This window comes from Janthinobacterium sp. 344 (genome assembly GCF_900112025.1).
Classification (GTDB): Bacteria; Pseudomonadota; Gammaproteobacteria; order Burkholderiales; family Burkholderiaceae_D; genus Janthinobacterium.
On record NZ_FOKL01000002.1, the window covers coordinates 596,095 to 621,347 of the forward strand.

11 protein-coding genes are annotated in these 25,253 nt (G+C 62.4%); 4 read left to right on the forward strand and 7 right to left on the reverse strand.

Going from position 1 to position 25,253, the window contains the following annotated elements:
• Positions 1-8 precede the first annotated feature (8 nt).
• Genes BM193_RS08925 through BM193_RS08935 form a run of 3 tightly spaced genes read right to left on the reverse strand, consistent with a single transcriptional unit; the run spans position 9 to position 3,957 of the window.
• Positions 9-1,127 (reverse strand): ABC transporter permease, encoded by a 1,119-nt coding sequence (locus tag BM193_RS08925; protein WP_092798199.1) that lies wholly within the window; start codon positions 1,125-1,127, stop codon positions 9-11.
• Positions 1,128-1,133: 6 nt separating this feature from the next.
• Positions 1,134-2,072 carry an ABC transporter permease gene (locus BM193_RS08930; RefSeq protein WP_092798198.1) on the reverse strand — a complete coding sequence of 313 codons (939 nt, stop codon included), beginning with the start codon at positions 2,070-2,072 and terminating at the stop codon, positions 1,134-1,136.
• A gap of 40 nt (positions 2,073-2,112) precedes the next feature.
• Positions 2,113-3,957: an ABC transporter substrate-binding protein gene (locus BM193_RS08935; RefSeq protein WP_254785964.1), complete on the reverse strand. Its 1,845-nt coding sequence runs from the start codon at positions 3,955-3,957 to the stop codon at positions 2,113-2,115.
• Positions 3,958-4,549: 592 nt separating this feature from the next.
• Here BM193_RS08935 and BM193_RS08940 point away from each other — a divergent pair.
• On the forward strand, positions 4,550-7,219 hold the full coding sequence (locus BM193_RS08940) for a TonB-dependent receptor (protein ID WP_092798196.1): 2,670 nt from the start codon (positions 4,550-4,552) through the stop codon (positions 7,217-7,219).
• A gap of 461 nt (positions 7,220-7,680) precedes the next feature.
• Positions 7,681-10,227, forward strand: a complete 2,547-nt coding sequence (locus BM193_RS08945; protein WP_254785965.1) for a TonB-dependent receptor — start codon at positions 7,681-7,683, stop codon at positions 10,225-10,227.
• Positions 10,228-10,317: 90 nt separating this feature from the next.
• On the opposite strand, the gene aroG is transcribed toward BM193_RS08945, so the two are convergent.
• Positions 10,318-11,382, reverse strand: coding sequence for a 3-deoxy-7-phosphoheptulonate synthase AroG (aroG, locus tag BM193_RS08950; RefSeq protein WP_092798546.1), 1,065 nt, complete (start codon positions 11,380-11,382; stop codon positions 10,318-10,320).
• A 534-nt stretch (positions 11,383-11,916) separates the two neighbouring features.
• Between aroG and BM193_RS08955 the strand changes: the two genes are divergently transcribed.
• Positions 11,917-14,763 carry a TonB-dependent receptor gene (locus BM193_RS08955; RefSeq protein ID WP_092798195.1) on the forward strand — a complete coding sequence of 949 codons (2,847 nt, stop codon included), beginning with the start codon at positions 11,917-11,919 and terminating at the stop codon, positions 14,761-14,763.
• A 206-nt stretch (positions 14,764-14,969) separates the two neighbouring features.
• Here BM193_RS08955 and tldD read toward each other — a convergent pair whose 3' ends face one another.
• The 3 genes from tldD to BM193_RS08970 are packed head-to-tail and all read right to left on the reverse strand — an operon-like array spanning position 14,970 to position 21,456.
• Positions 14,970-16,430 (reverse strand): metalloprotease TldD, encoded by a 1,461-nt coding sequence (tldD, locus tag BM193_RS08960; RefSeq protein WP_092798194.1) that lies wholly within the window; start codon positions 16,428-16,430, stop codon positions 14,970-14,972.
• Positions 16,431-16,449: 19 nt separating this feature from the next.
• Entirely contained in the window at positions 16,450-17,250 is an 801-nt protein-coding gene (locus tag BM193_RS08965) for a carbon-nitrogen hydrolase family protein (protein WP_092798193.1), read from the reverse strand.
• A 30-nt stretch (positions 17,251-17,280) separates the two neighbouring features.
• Complete coding sequence (locus BM193_RS08970) at positions 17,281-21,456, reverse strand: YhdP family protein (RefSeq protein ID WP_368087089.1); 4,176 nt, start codon at positions 21,454-21,456, stop codon at positions 17,281-17,283.
• Positions 21,457-21,693: 237 nt separating this feature from the next.
• Here BM193_RS08970 and glnE point away from each other — a divergent pair, with 237 nt between their 5' ends.
• A complete protein-coding gene (gene glnE / locus BM193_RS08975) occupies positions 21,694-24,477 on the forward strand; it encodes a bifunctional [glutamate--ammonia ligase]-adenylyl-L-tyrosine phosphorylase/[glutamate--ammonia-ligase] adenylyltransferase (protein WP_302847653.1) in 2,784 nt (927 codons plus the stop codon).
• Positions 24,478-25,253: the final 776 nt, after the last annotated feature.

A 25,253-nucleotide genomic window follows, 5' to 3' on the forward strand; every position in this document is an offset into this window, starting at 1 on the left:
AGCAACTCCTATTTCACTTTGGGGTCGAGCGCATCGCGCAAGGCATCGGTAAACAGCGAGAACGCCGTCACCAGCACGGCCATCGCCGTGGCGGCGGCCGTCAGTTGCCACCATTTGCCCAGGATCAGTTCATTTTGTGCCTCGTTGAGCATGCTGCCCCACGAGACGGTGCCCACCGGCACGCCAAAGCCGAGGAAACTCAGGATCACTTCCGCCTTGATGAAGCCCACCACGAGAATCGACATTTGCACCAGCGCCACGTGGCTCACATTCGGGAAGATGTGCGAGAACATCTTGCGCCAGTGCGAGGCGCCGATGGCGTCGGCCGCCATCACGTATTCGCGCGCCTTGTGCTTGATGTATTCGGCGCGGATGAGCCGGTACGGCCCCGTCCAGCCCGTCAAACCCAGGATCAGCACGATGGTCAGCACGCCCTTCTGCTGCAAGACCGCCGCCACCGTCAGTATCATCAAAATCGACGGAATCGACGTGAAGATGCTGTAGAACCAATTAAAAAAGTCATCGACGATGCCGCCGAAGTAGCCGGAGACGGCGCCGAAGATGGTGCCCAGCACGACGGCCAGCAAGGCCGCCACCAGGCCCACGACGATCGACGTTTCGCCGCCCTTGATGGTTTTCTGCAGGATGTCGTGGCCCCACTTGTCGGCGCCGAACGGCAAGGTTGCCGCCTTGTGCGTGACGAGCTTTTTCGCCTTGCCCATGCCGGCGCGCAAGGCCGTCAAGTCGTCGGCCAGCGGGTCGGTGACGCCGTACATCTCGACGCCCGCCGACGGGTTGCTGCCCATCTGCGCGCGCAGTTCGGCGATATCGTCGGCCAGCGGGTCGAGCACGTTGACGGGGGTGGGCGCGCTGCGCTCGTCGGATTGGGGAATGGCGCCGTCGGCGGCGCCGGCCACATCCCTGTCGGCGCCGACAAAGGTGGGCGGCGCATAGCTGACGGCCACTTCATCTTCCCAGTTCGACGCCACCAGGCCGCTGGCGGAGGCCAGCACCAGCAGGAAAAACGCGCCGACCACGGCCAGCGATACCATTGCAATCTTGTCGCCGCGCAAACGGCGCCACGCCAGGGCCCACAGGCCGGGCGAAGTATGAGGTTTCGACATCATCACTTTCTACTTCAGTTGTACGCGAGGGTCGACCGCCTGGTACAGCAGGTCGGTGAGCAGGTTGAAGAGCATGGTGGCGGCGGCCACATACACGGTGATCGCCTTGATCACCGGAAAGTCGCTGCGCTCGACGGCCAGGATCACTTCACGCCCGATGCCGGGGATGCCGAAGAAGCGTTCCAGCAGGAAGGCGCCGATCAGCAGGGCCGGCAAGTTCGACATCACATAGGTAATGATGGGAATGGCGGCATTGCGCAGCACGTGCACCCACATGATGCGGCCTTCCTTGAGGCCCTTGGCGCGCGCCGTGCGCACGTAATCCTGGTTCGCCTCGTCCAGCACGAAGGTACGGAACAGACGCAGGGTCGGCGCGATGGACACGGCCAGGCCGATCAAAATCGGCAGGGTCGAATAGCGCAGCAGGTTTTCCCAGAAGCTGTCGCCCCAGCCCTGCACGGGGAACAGGCCCAGCTTGTAGGCGAAGCCGTACTGGAAGACGATGATGTAGACGAGGATGGAAATCGACATGCCCACCGTGCAGGCGATCATCACCATGCGGTCCGTCAGCGAACCGCGCACGAACGCGATGGCCAGCGCCAGCGCCACGCCAAAGAACGTTTCCAGCACGGTCAGCGGGATCAGCACCATCATCGATGGCCCCAGGCGCGAGGTGATGATGTGCGACACGGACTCGCCCGTGGCCCAGCTCTGGCCGAAATCAAAGGTGACGATCTGCTTGATGAAGATCCACAACTGTACATAGTAGGGCTGGTCGACGCCCAGCTGGCGGCGGATATTGGCGATGCTTTCCGCACTAGACATCTTGCCGGCCAGGATGTAGGCGGGGTCGCCGCCCACCCAGTTGAACAAGATAAACACCAGCAGGACGACGCCCAGCATGGTGGGCAGCATCTGCCACAAGCGGCGCAGGATATAAGCGAACATAATGATTCCTTGTTGTATATGGCGTTATAAGCGGCGGCGCTTATTTATTCGCCGGGGCCGCAGGGGCTGGCGCCGCTGGCGCGCCCGTGCTGTCGATATCCATATACGCCCATTCCTGGAACAGGATTGGGTGCTTCTTGTAGCCTTGCACCGTCTTTTGCGCCAGCATGTTGCGGTAGCGCGCGTAGCCGATCAGGGCGCCCGCGTTGACTTCCAGGCGGCGCGCCATCTTGTGGTAGAGCTCGTCGCGCTCGGGGCTGGCCGGCATGTGCTGGCTGGCCGCGTACCACTGATCGTACTCGGGATCCTGGTAGCAGCCGTTGTTGTTCTGGTGCGTATTCGGACCGTAGAACAGCTGCATGAAATTGTCGCCGTCCGGATAATCGGCCAGCCAGGGCGCCGTGCGCGTCTGCATCTTGCACTGCTTTTCCGTTTTCAAAATGTCGGAAAAGATCATGCGGTCGTTTTCCATGCGGATGCCCAGCGAGTTGTAGGTCTTGCGCCACATTTCCGCCTGCAGCACGCCGTTGGCTTCATTGCGCGAGGCGTAGCGGATCAGCAGCGGCTTGCCATCGGGCAAAGTGCGCCAGCCATCGGCACCCTTCTTGTAGCCGAATTTATCCAGCAATTTGTTGGCCAGCACGGGATCGTATTGCAGCAGGGATTTATAGTGCGGGTCGTAGCCGACGACACCAGGAGGGATCGGATAGTCGAGGCGCTTGGCCTGGCCGTTCCAGATGATGCGGATTTCTTCGTCGATATTGTGCGCCATGGCAATGGCGCGGCGCAGGGCGATCTTTTCCTTGCTGAAGCCGCCCAGGGTCGGATCTTCCATGTTCCAGTAGTAATAGCTGATTTCCGGATCAAGCAGGCGCGACAGTTGCACGCCCTTCTCCGCCAGCTCGGGACGCAGCTTGCCGTTCAACAAGGCTTTCGGCGCCAGCGGGCCATCGAGCCAGAACACGTCCGTGCCGCCGCTCTGGAAGGACAGCCAGCGCGACTGGTCTTCGATCATCACGGAAATTTCAATGCGGTCGATGGCGGGTATGCGCTTGCCCTGCATCTGACGCACGATGCGCTGGTCGTCCGGGTCGTCGCCGGCCATGAAATTCCACGTCTCGGGCAAATGCTGCGTGTTGCGGTTCAGGACAATGCGGTTGCCGCGCGTCCATTCACCCAGGGTGTAATAGCCGGTGCCGACGGGATTCGAGCCCACTTCGCCCTTCACGTCGCCATACTTGTCCACCACTTCGCGCGCCAGCGCGGCCGTCGGCACGTAGGCCAGGATCATGGGGAAATTGAAATCGGTCTTGGTCAGCGTGATGCGCAAGGTGTAAGGGTCGAGGATTTCCAGGCCGGCGACTTTCTTGTTGTAGTCAAACTTGTTCGACTTGGCCGCTTCCTTCGCCAGGTCGTCCAGGCCCACGACCTTGCCTTCGAACAGCCAGCTGTGCGGCGACGCCAGGCGCGGGTCGAACAGGCGCTTCCACGAATACACATAATCGGCCATCGTCAGTTCGCGGCGCTTGCCGCCGAACGCGGCGTCCGGCGTAAACAGGATGCCTTTTTTCAGGCGGATGGTGTAGGTCTTGCCATCGGCGGACACTTCCGGCATGGCGGCCGCCGCGCCGGGCACCACCTTGACGGGGCGCGCCAGGTAGTCGTACGTGTACAGGGTATCGAAGACGGCTTGCGTGATGTGGTTCGAATACAGGTCGCGCGCGGTGGCCGGGTCAAAGCCCGTCTCGGCGGCCGGCAGGATATAGCGCAAGGTTTTGACCGGCGCGCCCGCAGTAGCAGGCGCGGCATCCGCGGCAAAGGCCGCCGGCGGCAGGGTGGCCAGGCAGGCGAGCAGCGCCACGCGCCGCATCCATGGTGACTTCATGTAATACCCTTCATCTCGATTATCTGTCGCACCGTATTGGTGCGCTTGTACTGGCTTCCCCCTGGGATACAGGATTCCACCGCCAAAACCAGTCCATCCTCGCAAGATCTATGCCTTGTTATCAGCCGTCGCGGCAGCCGTCTCGACTGTCTGAAAAACGCGTAACGATAACGCAGTTCCCCCTCGCCGACCAAGAGAAATCCCTTCCTCGCCGCGGCGGGTCCGGGCCAGGCGCCATTTTGCTGCGGCGCATCAGACCGTGTCTGCGCCGACAGGAAACGGACGGTGCGGGTATCTACGCTGCAGTACAGCATTCAGTGTCGGGACACGCGCTACGCAGCAAAAAACAGTTTCGGTGGGGAAATACACCACAAAAACAGCCACGTTTGTTTTAAATCAACATGACGGAGCGCGAGCCGTTGTTTAAAAACACAAAGTACAAAGCGGTATTGACAAAGAGTTTTGCCAATCATTACATTCGATCAATTGAAAACGTGTAAACAGTTTTAGATTTTTTCAATATTCTCGGACGCGCTTACCGGTGCGGCCGTTCTTGCCCTTTTAGCCAACCGCTTCATCAGGAGTCTTGAACATGATTAGAGAAATATGCCTGTCCCGTTCCATCCGTTTGATCTGCGCCGGCGGACTCGCCGCCGGCATCCTCAGCCAGCCGGCACTGGCCCAGGAAACCGGCGATACGGCCGGCATGCAGCGCGTTGAAGTCACCGGTTCTTCCATCAAGCGGCTGGTATCGGAAACAGCCACCCCCCTCTCCATCTTCAAGGCCGAGGATTTCGCCAAGCAGGGCCTGACCACGGCCCAGGAAGTCCTCAGCAAGATCCCCTCGAATTCATCCAGCATGGGCAGCGGCAATGCTGTCGGCGGCAACACCAGCGGCTTGCCCACAGGCGGCCAGGCGAGTGCCGACTTGCGCGGCCTGGGCGGCGACAAGACCCTCGTGCTGCTGAACGGCCGGCGCATCGCCAACCACCCGTATGACGGCGCCAGCGTCGACCTGAACATCATCCCGATCGCCGCGCTGGAAAGAGTCGAAGTGCTGCGCGACGGCGCCTCGGCCATCTACGGCACGGACGCCATCGGCGGCGTCATCAACTTCATCACCAAGCGCTCGATCAACGTCACCAATATCACCGCCGAGGTAATCGCCCCGGAACACAAGGGCGGCGGCGAACACCGCATCAACCTGTCCACCGGCTTCGGCAAGCTCGACACGGATGGCTACAATATTTTCGGCGTGGTCGACTACCACAAGCAAAAAGTGCTGACCTCGCAAGACCGCGAGTTCTCCAAGACCGGCATCATTCCTTCGCGCGGCCTGTCGCTGACCAGCGGCACGACGTTCCCCGGCAATTACTTTGACGCGGCCGCCAACGGCGGCGACGGCCTGGCCGGCAATCCTTACGCGGCCACGGGATGCAATCCGCCCCTGTCGGTCGCGGCCGCCAATGGCACCTGCCGCCAGGATTACACGCGCCAGATCGACGATCTGCCGGAACAGGAGCAAGTGGCCTTCTTCGGCAAGGGCGCCTTCAAGCTGGGCGGCGGGCACCTGGCTACCGTGGAATACTTGCATTCGGAAAACAAGGTCAAGGCGCGCACGGCGCCACCACCGCAAACGGGCCTGATTCTGCCTAACACCAGCAAATACTATCCGGGCAATGCGGGCGGCGTACCGGCCCAGCCGGGTCTGTCGGGCCAGCCGCTGAGCGTCAACTGGCGCCCCGTGGAAGCGGGCCAGCGGCAGATCGATTCGGACGGCAAGGCAGACCGCCTGGTCGTGGCCGTCGAAGGCGAACTGGCGGGCTGGGACTACAAGACAGGCCTGAGCCATGCCATCAGCAAGTCGTCCGAGAAATTTACGGGCGGCTATGTACAGGATGCGGGCTTTGCCGCTGGCGTGCTCAACGGCATCCTGAATCCGTTCGGCATGCAGGATGCGGCCGGCAAGGCTTACCTGGACAGCACCGCCCTGCGCGGCGAAGTACAGAACGCCAAGGTCACCACCACCGGCTTCGACATCAAGGGCAGCCGCGAACTGATGCAACTGGCCGGCGGTCCGCTGGCCATCGCCCTGGGCGGCGAACTGCGACGTGAGAAGGCGGAGTTCAATGTGAACCGCGAGATCGCCAGCCAGGCCGCCAGCTCCGGCCTGTCCGGCTCGCTGTCCAAGGATGGCTCGCGCACGATCCAGGCTGTCTTCGGCGAGATCAACTTGCCAGTGATCAAGGACCTGGAAGTGCAGCTGGCGGCCCGCTTCGACCATTACAGCGACGTGGGCAGCACCACCAATCCCAAGGTGGCCCTGCGCTACCAGGCCAGCAGCGCGCTGGTGCTGCGCGGCTCGGCCAGCACGGGTTTCCGCGCCCCCACCCTGTTTGAAAAGAACGCGCCGCCATCGAAGAACGACACCAACGATTCGTATGACGACCCCATCCTGTGCCCGGGCGGCGTGCCCCAGCCTGGCGCCAATCCCCTGCGCGATTGCGACTTGCAGCAGTTCAAGCTGCAAGGCGGCAATGAAAAGCTGAAGCCGGAAAAATCCACCACGTTTGCCTTCGGCCTCGTGCTCGAGCCCATCAAGGAAGTGACCGTTGCCATCGATTACTGGAACATCCACCTGAAGGACAAGATTTCCTCGCTGCCCGAGCAATCGATCTATGGCAACTACGAGAAGTACAAGGACTTGTTCCTGCGTAATCCCGATGGTTCGCCGTATGCAATTCTGGACTTGAACGACAACCTGGGCGAAGTGAAAACGGACGGCATCGACCTGAGCCTCAATGCGCGCCTGGGACGCGGCGCGTATGGCGATTTCAGCGTGTCGGTCGACGGCACCTGGACGCATAAATATGACTACCAGAATGAACGCGGCGGCGAATTCATTTCCAACGTGGGCCGCTACGCGGACAACAACCCCGTGTTCCGCTGGAAGCATACGGCAGCGCTGAACTGGCGCAAGGGCAACTGGGGCGCCACCGTGTCGCAAACGTTCAAGTCCGGCTACACGGACCAGAACAATGTGGACCCGCAATACAAGCACGACGTGCCGTCGTACAGCCTGCTGAGCGTGTCGGGCAGCTATGTCTGGAAAGGCTTGCTGCTGACGGCCGGCGTGAAAAACCTGTTCGACAAGGAACCGCCGTTCTCGAACCAGGGCACCTTGTTCCAGAAAGGCTATGACCCGCGCTACACGGATCCGATCGGACGCGCCTACTACTTGCGTGGCAGCTATACGTTCTAAGGGAGATTGGCTGAAACAGAGATGAAAGGGCAACGCTGAGCAGCGTTTGCCTGCAGTACCAGAAACGGCGCCATCAGTCATGATGTGCGCCGTTTTATTTTACCCATCTGAGCACACCTGACAAGGGTCCGCGATATTTTATTACTGAAGTAATGCAAAAAGATTAGCAATTTGTTGCATTTCGTCCAAAAAGCCTGCACGAAATTGACAATCTGAATGGTGAATGTTTTGATGAGGGTCCAGAAAATTTACCGAATTTTCACTGGCGAATTTAAAAAGAAGCAAATTAATTGTTAGCAAGCAACAACTTATATCAAGATAATTGCTACCTTTATCACAAAAACAAGGAATTACAAATGATGATTGAAAGTGTAATATCGCGGTCGCTGCGCCTCATGTTTGCTGGTAGTCTGGCCCTGGGCATGCACGCTGCATATGCCCAAGAAACAACAGAAGGCGCCATGCAGCGCGTGGAAGTGACCGGCTCGAGCATCAAGCGCCTGGCGTCGGAAACCGCGCTGCCGATCACCTCGATCAAGGCTGACGATTTCGCCAAGCAAGGCTTGACGACGGCACAGGAAGTCCTGTCCACCATTTCCATGAATCAAAGCTCGCAAAGCAGCTCGCAATCCGTCGGCTCCGGTACCGGCGGCCAGTCCGTTGCCGACCTGCGCGGCATCGGCGGCGACAAGACCCTGGTTCTGCTCAACGGCCGCCGTATCGCCAGCCACCCGTTCAACGGCTCGTCCGTCGACCTGAACATCATTCCTATTTCGGCCCTGGAACGCGTCGAGGTGCTGCGTGACGGCGCTTCCGCCATCTACGGTACCGACGCCATCGGCGGCGTGATCAACTTCATCACCAAGCGCTCGGTCAAGGGCGGTTCCGTGACCGTCGAACATTACGAGCCACAAAAATCGGGCGGCGGCGACGAGTCGCGCCTGAACCTGTCCGCCGGCTATGGCGACCTGAACAAAGACGGCTTCAACGTCTTCGGCGTGGTCGACGTGCACCGCCAGTCGGCGCTGAGCGCGGCCGACCGTTCCTTCTCGAAGAGCGGCTACATCCCGAGCAAGGGCGTCGATAACCTGAGCGGCACCACCTTCCCTGCCAACTTCTACGATACGGGCAATGGCGTGATCGGCAACCCGGCCTTCGCTTCCGGCTGCGTGGGTCCGAACCTGTACAAGAACACCTCGGGCAAAAGCACCTGCGCCATGGATGTCACACCGTTCATCCAGGCCATTCCCAAGACCCAGCAGGAATCCTTCCTGGGCAAGGCCAGCTTCAAGCTGAACCAGGATCACCTGGCCACCATCGAATACCTGCACTCGCGCAGCACCAACGAAGCGGCCATCTCGCCGCCGCCAATGTCGAACATCGGCATCCTCATGTCGTCGAGCTCGCCTTACTACCCAGGCGGCAGCGGCGGCGTGCCCGCTGTGGCAGGCCTGTCGGGCGAAGCGCTGGACATCAGCTGGCGTCCAGTGGCATCGGGCCAGCGCCGCGGCTTCGACACCAGTACCTCGGACCGCCTGGTACTGGCGTCCGAAGGCGTGCTGGGCGCATGGGACTATAACGTTGGCCTCAGCTACTCCGTCAGCAAGGCCACCAGCGCCTTCACGGGCGGCTACCTGAACGACCAGCGCATCATCGACGGCGTTGGCAGCGGCATCCTGAATCCGTTCGGCGAACAGAGCGCCGCCGGCCAGGCTTACCTGAATGACTCCGTGCTGAAAGGCGAGTACCTGAGCGCCAAGATGACCAGCACGGCAGTTGACGCCAAGGTCAGCCGCGAGCTGTTCAACCTGCCTGCCGGCGCCGTCGGTTTCGCCGTCGGCACGGAATTCCGCAACGACAAGGCGGAATACAATGTGAACCGCGACCTGGCTGGCCAGGCATCGAGCTCCGGCTACGCCGAAGCGCAGAACCAGTCGGGCAGCCGCAACATCGCCGCCATCTTCTCCGAGCTGAGCATTCCAGTCGTGAAAGATCTGGAACTGTCGCTGGCCGCCCGTTATGACCACTACAACGACGTCGGCGGCAGCTTCAACCCGAAAGTCGGCGTACGCTGGCAGCCAACGAGCCAGGTGCTGCTGCGCAGCTCCTACAATACCGGTTTCCGCGCACCAACCCTGTATGACCTGCATGGCCCGCAAACCAAGACCTTCACGGCCAACAAGTATGACGACCCGCGCCTGTGCCCGGGCGGCGTCGCCATTCCTGGCGCCAACAGCAACGTCGCCTGCGGCGCGCAGCAATACATCCGTTCGGGTGGCAATCCGGACGTCGGTCCAGAGAAATCGAAGACCTTCAGCGCCGGTATCGTCATCGAGCCGGTCAAATCGGTCACCGTATCGCTCGATTACTTCAAGATCAAGCTGCGCGACAAGATCGGTACCGTGGCCGAACAGACCCTGTTCGACAACTACGAGAAGTATCAGAGCAACTTCATCTATACGGCTGACGGCAAGCTCGACTACGTGCTGGCCACCCTGGGCAACCTGGGTGAAATGCACACCTCGGGCATCGACCTGGGCCTGAACTGGAAATTGCCACGCAGCCAGTACGGCAACTTCACGTTCAACTTCGACGGTACCTGGGTTCAGAAGTATGAATACCAGAATGAGCGCGGCGGCGAGTTCGTGCAAAACGTCGGCGTGTATGGCGACAATGCACCGGTCTTCCGCTGGAGACACAATGCCTCCCTGCAATGGAATCTGGACAAGTGGAACGCCACCCTGTCGAACAAGTACATGAGCGGCTACCGCGACCAGAACTACGTCGATCCTGAATTCGAGCAAAGCGTCAAGGCGTACTCGGTATGGTCGCTGTCGGGTGCCTACTCCGGCTTCAAGAACACGGAAGTCACCGTCGGCGTGAAGAACCTGCTGAACGAGGATCCACCGTTCAGTAACCAGATCGGTACCTTCCAGTCCGGCTACGATCCGCGTTTCGCCGATCCGCTGGGCCGTACCTTCTACGTGCGCGCCACCTACAAGTTCTAAGCTGCTGCGCAACTGCTACCAGCTAACAACTGAAAAAGCCCGGAAAGCTTAGCTTTCCGGGCTTTTTTTCATGCTGCGCGCCACCTCAAATTACTCCGCGTCGCCCTGCAGGCGGCGCTGCTTCACGGCTTGCGCCAGGTTTTCCAGCACCGCCACGCTGGCGCTCCAGTCGATGCAACCGTCCGTGACGGATTGACCGTAGATCAGTTCCTTGCCGGGGATCAGATCCTGGCGGCCCGCCACCAGGTGCGATTCCACCATCACGCCGACGATGCGGCCGTCGCCCGCCGCCACCTGGCTGGCGATGTCGGCGCACACGGGAATCTGGTTTTCCGGCTTTTTCGAGCTGTTCGCATGCGAGGCGTCGATCATCAGGCGCGCCGCCAGGCCCTGCGCGGCGATGGCCTTGCAGGCCTCGTCCACGCTGGCCGCGTCATAGTTCGGCGTCTTGCCGCCGCGCAGGATGATATGGCAATCCTCATTGCCATTGGTCGAGACGATGGCCGAGTGGCCGCCCTTCGTGACGGAGAGGAAATGGTGCGGCTGCGAGGCGGCCTTGATGGCTTCCACGGCGATTTTCACATTGCCGTCCGTGCCATTCTTGAAGCCGACGGGGCAGGACAGTCCCGACGCCAGCTCGCGGTGCACCTGCGATTCCGTGGTGCGCGCGCCGATGGCGCCCCAGCTGATCAGGTCGGCGATGTATTGCGGGCTGATGACGTCGAGGAATTCGGTACCGGCAGGCAAACCCAGTTCATTGATGTCGCGCAGCAGTTCACGCGCCATGCGCAAGCCATCGTTGATGCGGAAGCTGTTGTCCATGTACGGGTCATTGATCAGGCCCTTCCAGCCCACCGTGGTGCGCGGCTTCTCGAAGTACACGCGCATGACGATTTCCAGTTCGCCGGCGAAGCGCGCGCGCTCCTTGACCAGCAGGCGCGCATATTCCATGGCCGCCTTGGTATCGTGGATGGAGCACGGGCCGATCACCACCATCAGGCGGTCGTCCTGGCCGTGCAGGATGCGGTGCAGGGCGATGCGGGCGCTGGCGGCTGTCTGTTCGGCTTGCTCCGAGCAGGCGAATTCGCGGATCAGGTGGGACGGCGGGGTCAATTCCTTCATTTCGCGGATACGCAAATCATCGGTGCGGGGCATCATTTTCTCCAAAATTTAAACAGGGGTAAAACATCTGGGTAAAAAAAAACCGCCATCAGTGGCGGTTTTTTAGAATTTGCTGGGATCTCGTTTTTGCTGCTACGTGAACCGACCGCTACTCCACCGCCTTTGGGTTGGAATTGCTAAAGTAAAAGTAAGCGGTAAAAAAGTGGCGAGCGAACATGCGAGTCATCCGTAAGTGATGAACGACTATAAACCTAAATTGCAAGGGTTGGCAAGCATATTTGTCGGCAAAGCCGCATGCCGCTGCCGTTTCACACTGCACAGCGCGCAAAAAAGCATCAAAAATTGCGCGTGCCCGGTACCGCAAGCGACCTTGCCACGGCGCAGGCGGATGGCGTGCGCCTGCCCGCACCAGCGCTGTGTCCGCCGTGGCGAACGCGCCACGATCCCCACCGCGGGCGGCGGCAAGCGACACACTTCTGATCAATATCTAATCCGCGCTGCCTGCAAGGACAAGACTCAAGGACGCATCGATCCCCTTTGACAGTCTGACCTTACCCGGAGAACAGCATGATCCATAAAACTTTCGCCCCTCCCGTCTGCATCTCGCCGCCACGCCTGGGCCTGGCCCTGGCGGGTGCCCTGCTGAGCCTGCCCGTGCTGGCACAGGATGCCGCACCGATTGCCCGCGTGGAAATCACCGGCTCCAACATCCGCCGCGCGCAAGCGGAAACGGCATCGCCCGTGCAAACCCTGAACGCGGCCGACATTGAAAAATCGGGCAAGTCCAGCGTGGCCGAACTGCTGCAAACCCTGGCCGTCGACAACCAGGGCTCCGTTCCCACTACGTTCGGCAACGGCTTTGCGGCCGGTGCGTCGGGCGTGTCGCTGCGCGGCCTGGGCACGGCCTCGACCCTGGTGCTGCTGAATGGACGCAGGGTGGCGCCGTACGGCCTGGCCGACGACGGGCAGAAAGTATTTGCCGACCTGAACATCATTCCCCTGGAAGCGGTGGAGCGGGTGGAAATCCTCAAGGATGGCGCCTCGGCCATCTATGGCTCGGATGCCATCGCCGGCGTGGTCAACGTGATCCTGCGGCGCGACTACCAGGGCACGGCCATCAAGGGCAATTACGGCAAGACCAAGGACTGGGACGGACGCGACGCGCGCGCCGCCATCACGCACGGCTTTGGCGACATCGACAAAGACCGCTACAACGTGCTGCTGAACCTCGAATACAGCGAAAAGGCCGCCATCTGGAACCGCGACCGGGCCGGACGGGGCGCCGTCGGCCGCAGCGACTTGCGCGACCTGGGCTTCAGCGCGCAGGAAACCCTCAGCGGCGCCGGCGCCATCACCACGAACAACGCGGCCGGCAGCGCCGTCAACGGCAATGTGCGCAATCCGGACACGCTCGATTACTACAACCGGGGCAACCTGGCCGGCGTGGGATTTACGCGCACCTTCCCCGGCGCCGCCTGCAGCAACTTCACGAACCATCCGCAGGGCGACCCCGGCGGCGGCTGCCTGACGGACGCGGCGCAACAATACGGGCAGATCCAGCCCAAGCAAAAGAACATCAATTTCTTTGGCCGCGCCGCCTGGCAATTGACGCCGGCACTGCAGACGTATGCCGAACTGAACCTGTATCACAGCGAATCGAACTCGGCCACCACGCCGTCGACCGTCAGCGGCTCGGTTGGCTTTCCTGGCGGGCCCGTCAGCAATGCGGGCGTGGCGCTGGGCGCGGACCACCCGGACAACCCGTATTTCGGCACGGCTGCGCGGCTGCGCTACCTGGCGGCCGACGTGGGGCCGCGCACCTCGGAAGTCGATTCCACCTTCACGCGTTTCGTCGCCGGCATCAAGGGCGCCGTGGCGGGCTGGGACATCGACAGCGCGCTGCTGTATTCGCAAAACAAGGTCTCGAACGACCAGGGCGGCTACCTGCAGCGCGACGTCGCCTTCGCCCTGCTCAACCCGACCGCCGCCAACGTGGCGGCCGCCAGCACAAATCCCGCGTATGCGGCCTTGCCGGCCGGCAGCCTGTGGCGCATCGCGGAAAACGCGGGCCTCAATTCGCCCGCGCTGTATGCGGCGCTGTCGCCGCGCATCTCGAACGATGCCAAGACGCACATCGCACAGATCGACTTCAAGGCCAGCCGCGAAATAGGCAAGCTCGACGGCGGTGCCCTGGGCGTGGCCCTGGGTGCCGAGTTCCGCCACGAAGCGACGGAACTCAAGCCCACCACGGGTACGGAACGGGGCAATATCATCGGCCTCGGCTACTCGGCCTACAAGGGCAGCCGCAACGCCTCGGCCATCTATGCGGAAGTGCTGGCGCCCGTGCTGCGCAACCTGGAGCTGTCGGGCGCCCTGCGCGCCGACCATTTCACCGACGTGGGCAATTCCTATACGCCGAAAGTGGGCGTGAAATGGACGCCCGTGCGTGAACTGGCCCTGCGCGGCACGTTCGCCAAGGGCTTTCGCGCCCCCAGCGCGGCGGAAAACGGCGTTGGCGGCCTGGCCGCGTTTTCCACCGCCAGCGACCCGCTGCGCTGCGCGCTGGGCGTCACCGTCGCGTGCGATCCCGCCTCGATCGCCGTCATCACCTCGCCCAATCCGAACCTGTCGCCCGAGCGTTCACGCAGCTATTCCGTGGGCGCCGTGTGGGACCCGCTGCCGCGCACCAGCATTTCCGTCGACCTGTGGCAAATCCGCCGCAAGAACGAAATCAACCAGGAGCAGACGGATACGGCGATCGCCGAAGGCCATGTGGCGCGCGACCCGTCGACCGCCACGGGCATTGCCGGCGATCCCGGCGCCATCACCGCCGTGCTCGCCAACTATGTGAATTCGGCGCAAACGACGGTGCGCGGCCTCGATGTCGACGCGCGGCAGCGCTTCAACCTGGGCGGCGATTATGGCAACCTGACATTCGACGTGAAATGGACGCATCTGTACAAATGGCTGCGCACGGAGCAGGACGGCACGCAGCGCGACTTCGCCGGCACACATGGCAATTGCGATGTGTCGAACTGCATGGGCACGCCGGACGACCGCATCAACCTGGGCGCCACCTGGGAACGCCAGGCCTGGCGCGTCACCGCCAACGTCAACTACCGCGCATCGCTGGACAACGTGCTGTTCAAGAATGATCCCGACGGCTGCGCCACGCACTTCGCCGACGGCACGGATGCGCCCCACGGCTGCCGCATCGCCTCGTTCACCACGGTGGACCTGACGGCGCGCTGGCTGGCCACGCCCAAGCTGGAAGTGTATGCGACGGTGCAAAACCTGTTCGACAAGGTCGCCCCGCTGGACCCGCTGACGTATGGCGCCACGGGCTACAACCCGCTCGACTACGCGGGTGCGGCGGGACGCTTTTTCAGTGCGGGGGTGAAATACAAGTTCTGAGAAATCGGCAGCGCAGGTCGAATACTACAAGGTCGGATTGGCGGGGCGAAGCCACGCGTCATCCGACTACCGTGTTGACGCGGCCGGCCGTGGTGCCGGCTTGCGCAACGTGCGCCAACCCGACCGCGCCGTCTGGGAAAAAGCAGGTCGGATTGGCCCGGAGGGCGTCATCCGGCCATCGCGTTGGCCTCACGCTGTCCGAAAAATCAGGCAGTCCCGCCCACCGTGATGCCATCGAGGCGCAAGGTCGGCTGGCCTACGCCCACGGGCACGCTTTGCCCTTCCTTGCCGCACACGCCCACGCCCGAATCGAGGCGCATGTCGTTGCCGATCATGGAAACGCGGTTGAGCACGTCCGGCCCATTGCCGATCAGGGTGGCGCCCTTCACCGGATAGCTGAGCTTGCCGTTCTCGATCATGTACGCTTCGCTGGCCGAGAAGACGAACTTGCCATTGGTGATGTCGACCTGGCCGCCGCCGAAATTGACGGCATACAAGCCGTTTTTCACGGAGGCAAGGATCTCGCCCGGGTCCCTGTCGCCGCCCAACATATACGTATTCGTCATGCGCGGCATGGGCAGGTGGGCGAACGACTCGCGCCGCGCATTGCCCGTCACGGGCATCTTCATCAGGCGCGCATTCATCGTGTCCTGGATATAGCCTTTCAGGATGCCATCCTCGATCAGCGTCGTGCACTGCGTGGGATTGCCCTCGTCATCGATATTGAGCGAGCCGCGGCGGCCCGCCAGCGTGCCGTCGTCGACCACGGTGACGCCCTTGGCGGCCACCCGTTCGCCGATGCAGCCGGAGAACGCGGACGAGCCCTTGCGGTTGAAATCGCCTTCCAGGCCGTGGCCGATCGCCTCGTGCAGCAAGATGCCGGGCCAGCCCGGTCCCAGCACGATGGTCATCGGGCCGGCTGGCGCGGGGCGCGCTTCCAGGTTGACCAGTGCCGAATTGACGGCGTCCGTCGCGTATTGTTCCAGCACGGCATCGGTGAAATAGTCATAGCTGTAGCGCCCGCCACCGCCGGCCGCCCCCGTTTCGCGGCGGCCATCCTGCTCGGCGATCACGGTCAGCGAAACGCGCACCAGCGGACGGATGTCGGCCGCCAGCACGCCGTCGCTGCGCAACACCAGCACCACGTCATACTCGCCGGCCAGGCCCGCCATCACTTGCACGACTCTGGGATCTTTCGCGCGCGCCATCTTTTCCACGCGCTCGAGCAGTTGCACCTTGGCCGTGGCATCGAGCGAGGCCAGCGGATCGTTGGGCAGGTAGAGGGAACGTCCGCCCTGCGGCAGCATGTGGCCCGCAATCTTGACCTTGCCCGCGCCGGCGCGCGCGATGGTGCGCGTGGCGGCTGCCGCTTCCAGCAGGGCCCGTTCGGAAATCTCGTCGGAATACGAAAACGCCGTCTTGTCGCCGGACACGGCGCGCACGCCCACGCCCTGGTCGATGGAAAAACTGCCCGTCTTGACGATGCCCTCTTCCAGACTCCAGCCTTCGCTCTTGGTGAACTGGAAGTACAGGTCGGCGTAATCGACCTTGTGCGTAAACATCGTGCCCAGGGCTTTCAACAGCTTGTCTTCGTCCAGGCCGAACGGTGTCAGCAGGATTTCGCGCGCCACGGCAAGGCTGGACAGATTGGGTTCAAATGGCTTCATGGCTATCTATTCTTTACATTTACATGGTGCGGTGGGCTAATGCGGGCAAGGATTCGCGCACGCCGGCCAAAAACAGCGGATCGATCTCGCCGCTGACCACGCCCTCGCCTTCGGGCAGCACGGCTTTGACTTCGCCCCAGGGGTCGATCAGCATGCTGTGGCCCCAGGTGCGGCGGCCGTTCGGATGCAGGCCGCCCTGCGCCGAGGCCAGCACATAGCACTGGTTTTCGATGGCGCGCGCGCGCAGCAGCACCTCCCAGTGGGCGCGGCCCGTCGTGTGGGTAAACGCGGCCGGCACGACCATCAGCGCGCAATCGCCCATGGCGCGGTACAGCTCGGGAAAGCGCAAATCGTAGCAGACGGACAGGCCAACCCGGCCGAACGGCGTCTCGATCGAGCGCACCTGCGCGCCGGGCACGATGGTGCGCGACTCATTATAGGATTCGGCGCCGCGCGTAAAACCGAACAGGTGGATCTTGTCGTAGCGCCCGGCCGGTTCGCCTTGCGGGTCATACACCAGGGTCGTGTTCAGCACTTTACCTTCCTGGCCCGAGATCAGGGGCAAGGTGCCGCCGATCAGCCAGATGCCGTGCTGGCGCGCCATCTGCGCCATGCCGTCCTGGATGGGGCCACTGCCGGGCTGTTCCGCATGGGCCAGCTTGTCCGTTTCCTGCCGGCCCATGATGGCCCAGTATTCGGGCAGCACCACCAGCATGGCGCCACCGGCTGCCGCCTGCGCCACCAGGCGCCGGGCCGTGGCCAGGTTATCGTCCACGGAGGGCGAGGAAATCATTTGTATCGCTGCGACTGTGTGCATCATCTCCACCTCTTGTCCATTCAAACGCCTGGCCTATTTCGCCACCGCCTCCGCCGCGGCGGCAGGCACGGCGACAGGTTCCAATTTACCACCATCGAGCTTGGTCACCACGGGCGACTTCCAGGGACCGGCGATCTGCATGTGATAGGTCAGCGCCTTCATCACGGGGGCGCGCAGGAACAATTGCGCCAGGAAACTGCCCAGGCCGATCACGGGGTTGACGGCCAGCGCGTACACAAGCGGGCCCGTGCCCAGGTTGAACTCGGGAATCACCACCACGTGCAAATTCGTCGTTTCATTGGCGATGTCGGCCTTGCCATCCATCAGCACGGTCGCCGCCACGCCATGCATCTTGAGGTTATCAGTCGTCACCACGCCGCGCTTGATGCTGGCGTTGGCCGTGATGCCGTCAAAAGCCAGGCCTTCGGAAAACACGTCGTGGAAGTCGAGCTTCAGCAAACGCGGCAAAGCTTGCAAACTGAGCACGCCCAGCAGCTTGGCCGCGCCCGGGTCCTGCTTGAGGAACTGGCCCGATTCCACGTTCATCTCGATCTGCCCGGACAAGGTGGGGATGTCGAGCGAGTACGGCAAGCCGTTCCAGGCGATGTCGCCGCTCAGGCGCCCCTTGCCGCGGCGCACGGTATCGACGAAACCGAAGCGGTCGAGCAGCTTGCCCGCATCGACGATATCGAGGCCGAAGCGCAGGCTGGTCGTGCTTAGTCCATCCTTGATGACCCATTTGCCATTGCCGCTCAGGGCGCCATCGGGATTCGACAATTGCAGCTTGCCCACGCGCCACTCGCGCCCGCCGGCCGCCATGGTGTTATACGCCTGCAACTCCAGGCGGCCGATCTTCTTGTTGAACAGTTCAAATTGCTCGGCGACGATATCGAGCGACGGAATCGACTGCGCGCCGCTTTTTCCCTCCAGCAGATTCTTCACATCGTTGGCCGCCGATTCCGGGATGATCAGCGAAGACAGCCGCGCCGTCATCTTGCCCAGGCCGGACGGCGTTTCCAGCCACGTCACATAACCGGACACTTGCTTCGCATCGATATTGGCTTGCCATACATCTTTCTGATGGGTGGCGCCCACGACCACGTTTTCCAGCTTGCGCTCTCCCAGCATCAGTTCGCCGGCCCGCGCGGCCATCATGTCGGGCACCACATATTGCGCGATATCGGGCGCCTCGCCATCGGCAGCGCCCGCATCGGATGGAGTAGTGCCATTCCCGGCGATTTCGCTGCCGGCATCGATCCAGCTATCCACGTCGAGCGACTTCATATTGACGTTGAGCATCATCCCGCTATCCGGTTCCGGCGCCGGCACGTTCACGCCGATGCCGCCGCGCACCAGACGCCATGGCTCCTTGCCCTGCTTCTGGCGCTGGTAACGGGCGGCGATGCCGGAACCGAGCGCGATGCGGATCTCGTCCGTGCGCAATCCGGCCGCATTCGCCGCGTTGCCCGTCAGGGTGAATTTCACGGGCAGGCTGTCGCCCGCCGCCTTTTTCAAGGGCGCGGGAAAATCCAGGCCCAGTCCTGTCAGCGGCGACTCCACGTTCACCACCACCTGGTGGTCGCGCGCCGTGATCAGTCCGTTATAACGGACACCGCCATTCAAGTGTTTGGCCAGGCGCTGCAGCACGGGCGCAGGATACGTCTTGCGCAAGCCGTCGATGGTCATGTTACCGGCAATCTTGACCTGGATGGAATTGTCCGCCTGCGTGCCGCCCGAGATGGCCAGCGGCCCGCCCAGCAAGCTGCCATTCAAGCCATTCAGGTTGACGCCCTTCTCGTTGAATTCGATCTTGCCCTGCGTGCCCAGCACGGGCGGCATGTCGTGGAACAGCACCACGTCGTTGCCGGCCAGCTGCAAGCTGCCTTGCACCGTCGACTCCATCAGGCGTTCGATCGGCAGATGCAATTTGAGCGCCAGCTTGGCGTTACCGGTGGCCGTCGTTTCATCCGTGAAATGCTCGATCCAGCCCAGCACGGGGCTGGCCGTCACGTACTTGAGGAATTCCTGCATCGGGCCGGCCGCATTGCCGTCGATATCGAGCAAGGTGTCGAACACGGTCAGATCGGGAATCACGGCTTTCACGTTCGTCAGCGCCACGCCGCCCGTGGTGGCCGTGTCGCCGCGAATTTCCATGCGCGCCCGTTCGAAGAGGAAACTGCCCTTGATCTTTTCCGCCTGCGGCCACAGCGGCGCCTTGCCGGCCAGCGGACCGCTTTCGGCAAATTCGCCCGGCGCGTAATTCAGGGTGCCGTTGTCGATCTTGCCGGCCACGCGGAACTCGCCCCGGTTGCGCTGGGCGGCACCCCGCTGCGCCGGCGTGGCCGCATTGAACGGGAATTGGTCGAGTTCACCGCGCAGGCGCAGGCTGACGTCGCGCGCCACGCCGCCTTCCAGCGCGCCCGTCAGCCAATGGCGCAGGTGCTCGGGCGTTTGCATGGGCAGGTAGCGGCCGATGGTGTTGATCTGGAAATTGTCGATCGTGCCCGTCAAATCCACCTGGCCCAGGTTCCTGCCGTCGAGCGGCATGCGGTGCGAGCCATGCAGGGCCACGCGCAAGCCTTGCTGATCGAAGTCCAGCTTGTCCAGCGCGACTTTCAGCATGTTCTCCGCTTCAAACGTCCAGCGCGCCTGCATGGCAAATTGTTCGAACGGCATGGCCGGTTCGCTCAGGTAGGAAGGCAGTTGCAGCACCAGGTCCTGCGCGGCGATGCTGAGCGTGCCGCCCTTGTCGCTGGCATCGATCGTGCCCGTCAAGTGGTCGAAGCCTGGAATGGCTGGGGCGGCGGCCTGCGCGGGGTTGCTGGCCGTCTTCGCCACGGCCAGGCGTGCCGGCTGTGCATTCAGGCCCAGCTCGACGAGCTTGCCGCGCAGGCGGTAGCTGGCGGGCGCGGCCATGTCGCCTTGCCATTGCGCGGAAAAATCTTCCAGGCGTCCCCGCGGCGCCAGGGCATCGAGGCGCTGGCGCTGCTGCTGCCCCAGCGGCAACTTGTCGGCCAGCGCAGCCAGTGTTTGCAGGTCGAGGGACTTGGCGGCGATTTCCGTCTGCGCCGGCTTGCGCTTCGTGGCGGCAATAAAGCGTTCGGACAGGGTGGTCGGCGGCAAGCGGAGGCCATCACGCGTTTCCAGCGCGAAATTCGTCAGTTCCACCTGATGGCCATTCGCGCCGAAAGTCGGCTTGCCATCCGGCACCTGCGCCGACAGCTCTTCTTTCGCGGAAATGCGTCCGCTCACCGTCAGCAGGTCGAGCGGGGCAATATGCTGGCCCAGCTGCGCCTGCACGTCGCTCAGGCCCACGTCGGCCGTGAAACCGGCCAGGCGCGCGTGATCCAGGCTCAGCCAGGCGCGCAGGGCGCCCTTGCCCTGGCTCACTTCAAACGGATAATCGAGGTAGCGGCGCCAGGCGGCCAGGTCGGCATTTTTCAAGTCCGCATACAACTCCCCCTTCCACATCGACACATCCGAGATGCGCGTGCTGAAAGGCGGATGCGTGAAGTGAGCGCGCACATCGATCGGCGCGGCCAGGCTGGCGGGCGGTGTCGCCTGCAGGCCCAGGCGGTGGCTGCGCCAGCGGTTGCGCAGCAACAAATTGACCTGTTCCAGCGCCAGCTCGGGCGTGCCGCGCGCCTCATCCGTCCAGCGCACCTTGCCGTCGCGGATAATGATGTCGTGCTGCGACAGCAGCCAATCGGCGCCCTTGCCATCGCTGCCCTGGTTATTGTCGACCAGCACGCCGGCGACATACAGCTTGCCATCCTGGCTGCGCCGCACGTCCAGGTCGGGCCGCGTGATTTCCAGGGTGTCAAAGCGCACGGAACCGAGCACGCTCCACCACGATACGGTGGCCGACACGCTCGGCAGGCTCAACGCCTGGCGGCCTGAGTGGTCGCGCAGGGTCACGTCGGCCAGAAACAGATTCGGCCGCACGCCGTGCCAGGAAGCATAAATGCGCGCGATACTCACGGGATTGCCCAGCGCGCGGCTGGCCGCCCGCTCGATATCGCCTTTGTAGTAATCGATATTCGGCAGGATGGCGTAGCGCAGGAACAGGAACAGCACGGCGAAGGCGAAATACGCCAGCAGCACGCCCTTGATGGCGAAACCCAGCACGTGGTGGGTTGCCAGGTTGGCCATGCGATAGGCGGCACGCAGCCGCTGCCAGCGCAGAGCCAATGGCACATGTTCTGTCACGCTTGCTTCTGGCGGTTTTTGCATCAATAAGCTAATAAACTGGCCTGGCGTCAAATAATGGCAAAAATCGTCTGCATTCGTGGCGCGCGCCTGCCTCCTTGCGCTTGCTTCTGAACAAGGCCTCCCTTACCATCGTCCGGGAGACCGCGCACTGCCGGCAGCAACCCCGCCGGCGGCACAATTTTACCGCATCCCTCGCCGTTCGCAGCCAAGTTACGCAAGATCCATGCACGAAGCATTCACGCAGCACTTACCGACACCGTCACCATGAGCCAAACGCCTTTGATTTCCGCCTCCCGTTTCTATCAACGCTGGCTGAATGCCGCCCCTGAACGCGCCGCGCAGGTGGCGCAACTGGTGCGCGCACCGCTGGACCAGCTCGATTTTTCCGCCGCCCTGGCAGGACAGGCGAACGTGGCCACGCCGCCGCTGCCGGCCGAGCGGGCCATGCGCCGCCTGCGCAATTTACTGGTGTGCGGTTTGATCGAGCGCGACCTGGGCGGCCAGGCCGACTTGAACGAAGTCGTCACGGCCATGACGGGCTTTGCCGATTTTGCCATCCGCACGCATGTGGACGCGATCATGGCCGAGATGGTGGCCCAGCACGGCATGCCTGTCGGCGAGGAATCGGGCGAGGAACAGGCATTGATGGTATTGGCAATGGGCAAGCAAGGCGGCGGCGAGCTGAATGTCTCATCCGATATCGACCTGATCTTTGTCTACCCGGAAGATGGCGACACGCAAGTGACCCAGCCGGGCCAGCGCAGCCTGTCCAACCACGAGTTTTTCATTCGCATGGGCAAGAAGCTGATCGCCGCCCTGGCCGAGATCACGCAGGACGGCTTTACTTTCCGCGTGGACATGGCCTTGCGCCCGAACGGCAACTCGGGACCGCTGGCCGCCAGCCTGGGGATGGTGGAGCAATACCTGATCGTGCAAGGGCGCGAATGGGAACGCTACGCCTGGGTCAAGGCGCGCGCCGTGACGGGCAAACCCGAGGATATCGCCGCGCTCGACGCCATCGTGCGCCCCTTCGTCTTCCGCCGCTACCTCGATTTCGGCGTCATCGACGCCATCCGCACCATGCACGGCCAGATCCGCGCCGAAGTCAACCGCCAGGAACGGCTGCACCCGGACCGCAGCAATAACGTCAAGCTGGGCCGCGGCGGCATCCGCGAAATCGAATTCCTCGCGCAAGTCTTTCAATTGATACGCGGCGGGCGCGATGCCGAGCTGCGCGACCGCTCCACGCGCGCCACCCTGCGCACCGTGGCAGAAAAAGGCTTGCTGGAACCCGCCATCGTGGAGCAGTTGCTCAATTCATACACTTTCCTGCGCAACCTGGAACACCGGCTGCAGTATCTTGATGATGCGCAAACCCACACCCTGCCCGCCAGCGACGCCGACCGCCTGGTGGTGGCGCAGATGATGGGCTTGCCCGACACGCCCACCCTGCTGTCCCGGCTGGAAGCGCACCGCGTGTTTGTCGCCGGCCAGTTCGACGAGATGTTCAGCGACAAGAGCAGCGGCACGCCGCCGGCCGACACGGGCATCGACCCGCAAACGTCGAACGACTGCGCGGCGTCGGACCAGCAGGAAGCCATCGAGGCGCGCTTTGCCGCCCTGGGTTTCCATGAACCGGCCGCCTGCGCCCGGCGTTTGCTGGCCACCTGGCAAGCGCCGCGCCTGCAATCCCTGCCCGAAGCGAGCCGCACGCGCCTCGTCGCCCTCGTCAATTCCGCCCTGCCGCTGATCACCGATTGTTCCGTTTCCAACGGTAACGCCAGCCAGCTGGCCACCCTGGGCCGGCTGCTCGATTTCCTCGAAGCCATCGCCCGCCGCTCGGCGTACCTGTCGCTGCTGACGGAGTATCCGCACACCCTGGAGCGCGTCGTGCGCATGGTCTGCGCCAGCGGCTGGGCCGCCACCTTCCTCACGCAGCATCCGATCCTGCTGGACGAACTGTTAGACGAGCGCATCCGCCACACCGTGCCGGACCCCGCCGCCCTGGCGCTGGACCTGCAACGCCAGCTCGACGACGCGCCCGGCGACACGGAGCGGCAGATGGACATCCTGCGCGAAATGCACCATGCACAGCTGTTCCAGTGCCTGGCGCAAGACCTGGCGGGCGACCTGAGCGTGGAAAAGCTGGCCGACTACCTGTCGCAGCTGGCAGACATCATCGTCGCCGCCACCGTGCAAGCCGTGTGGCAAACCATCCCCAGCCGCCACCGCGAGGTGCCGAAATTCGCCGTCATCGCGTATGGCAAGCTGGGCGGCAAGGAACTGGGCTATGTCTCCGACCTCGACGTCATCTTCCTGTTCGACGACGACGACCAGGAAGCGCCTGGCCTGTACGCCAAGCTGGCGCAGCGTTTTATTACCTGGATGACCTCGCACACCTCGGCCGGCATCCTGTTCGATATCGACATCGCCCTGCGCCCCGACGGCGCCTCGGGCATGCTGGTGTCCAGCCTACAGGCCTTCGAGCGCTACCAGAGCAGCGCCGCCTGGGTGTGGGAACACCAGGCGCTGACGCGCGCGCGCTTCTGCGCGGGAGACGCCACCATCGGCAAGCACTTTGAACGCATCCGCGACACCATCCTGCGCAAGGAACGCCCGGAAAATGGCCCGCTCAAGGGCGAAGTGGTGGCCATGCGCAAGAAAATGCTGGACGCCCACCCGCCCCGCCCCGGCAACTTCGACCTGAAACAGGATCCGGGCGGCATGATCGACATCGAATTCATGGTGCAATACCTGGTGCTGCAGCATGCGGCGCAGTACCCGCAGCTGACGGCCAACTCGGGCAATATCGCCCTGCTGCGCCTGTGCGGCGAACTGGGTCTGATCGACGCGCAGCTGGCCGTATTGGTGGCCGACGCCTATCGCGCGCTGCGCAAGCTGCAGCATCAGCTGCGGCTGCAAGGGCAAGACCTGGCCCGCGTGGAACCGGAACGGGTGCGCGTGCATGCGGAGAATGTGCGGCGCCTGTGGCAAGCGATCTTTCAGCCGCTTGGCTGACCCCCTTTAGCCACCTCGTGCTGCTTGCCGTTGTGGCAAACTTACCACAGAAAATCGACCGGTCCGATGCCGCTGTTCGAAGACTGGCACGCCGTTCTGGCGTGCCAGCACGGGTATCTACACCACACTGCGATGTCGGTCCGAGACGAATTCGTGATGCCGACAGCATGTATCATTTTGTATCGTTTCTTATCGCCAGTTACATGCGCAGTAAGCCAGGATAAGCATCATCGCATTTCCACCTGAATGTTTTTCCAAACCATATTCAGGCGCGGCCTCCATTTTATTCCCACGCAATAACAATCAAAAAATCGCCGCTCCCCCTATCCTCGATCACCGTCGCGATCGATCCATGCCGGCCCCCACATTAAGCAAACCACCACCATTTCCAGTCGAGTTCTCGCGCGTCGACAAGCAGGGCAAGAGGTGCGCACACCCACGCCGTCGCCTCTATGAACCGCCATTGCAAGGCGGCACATTAATTTTCAAAATTACAATTCACAGCAATTTAAAACAAATAATCGGAATAAATGCACACGCTTCGTCATTTATTACACCATTAAAATAAACATGGAAAACATTGAATTGCACGAAAGACAAATTTTCAATTCATGGCCATTTAATGCGTTCGCAAGAAATAACGCTCGAATGTCACAATCTTCAGTCCATATTGTCTAGACAGGCAGGCATCAATGCAGTGCAATGCGCGCACTGAAAATTTTATTGCAGAAAAATGTGGACACCGCTTTCATTGCCAACCCCACAGGTGTCGAGAT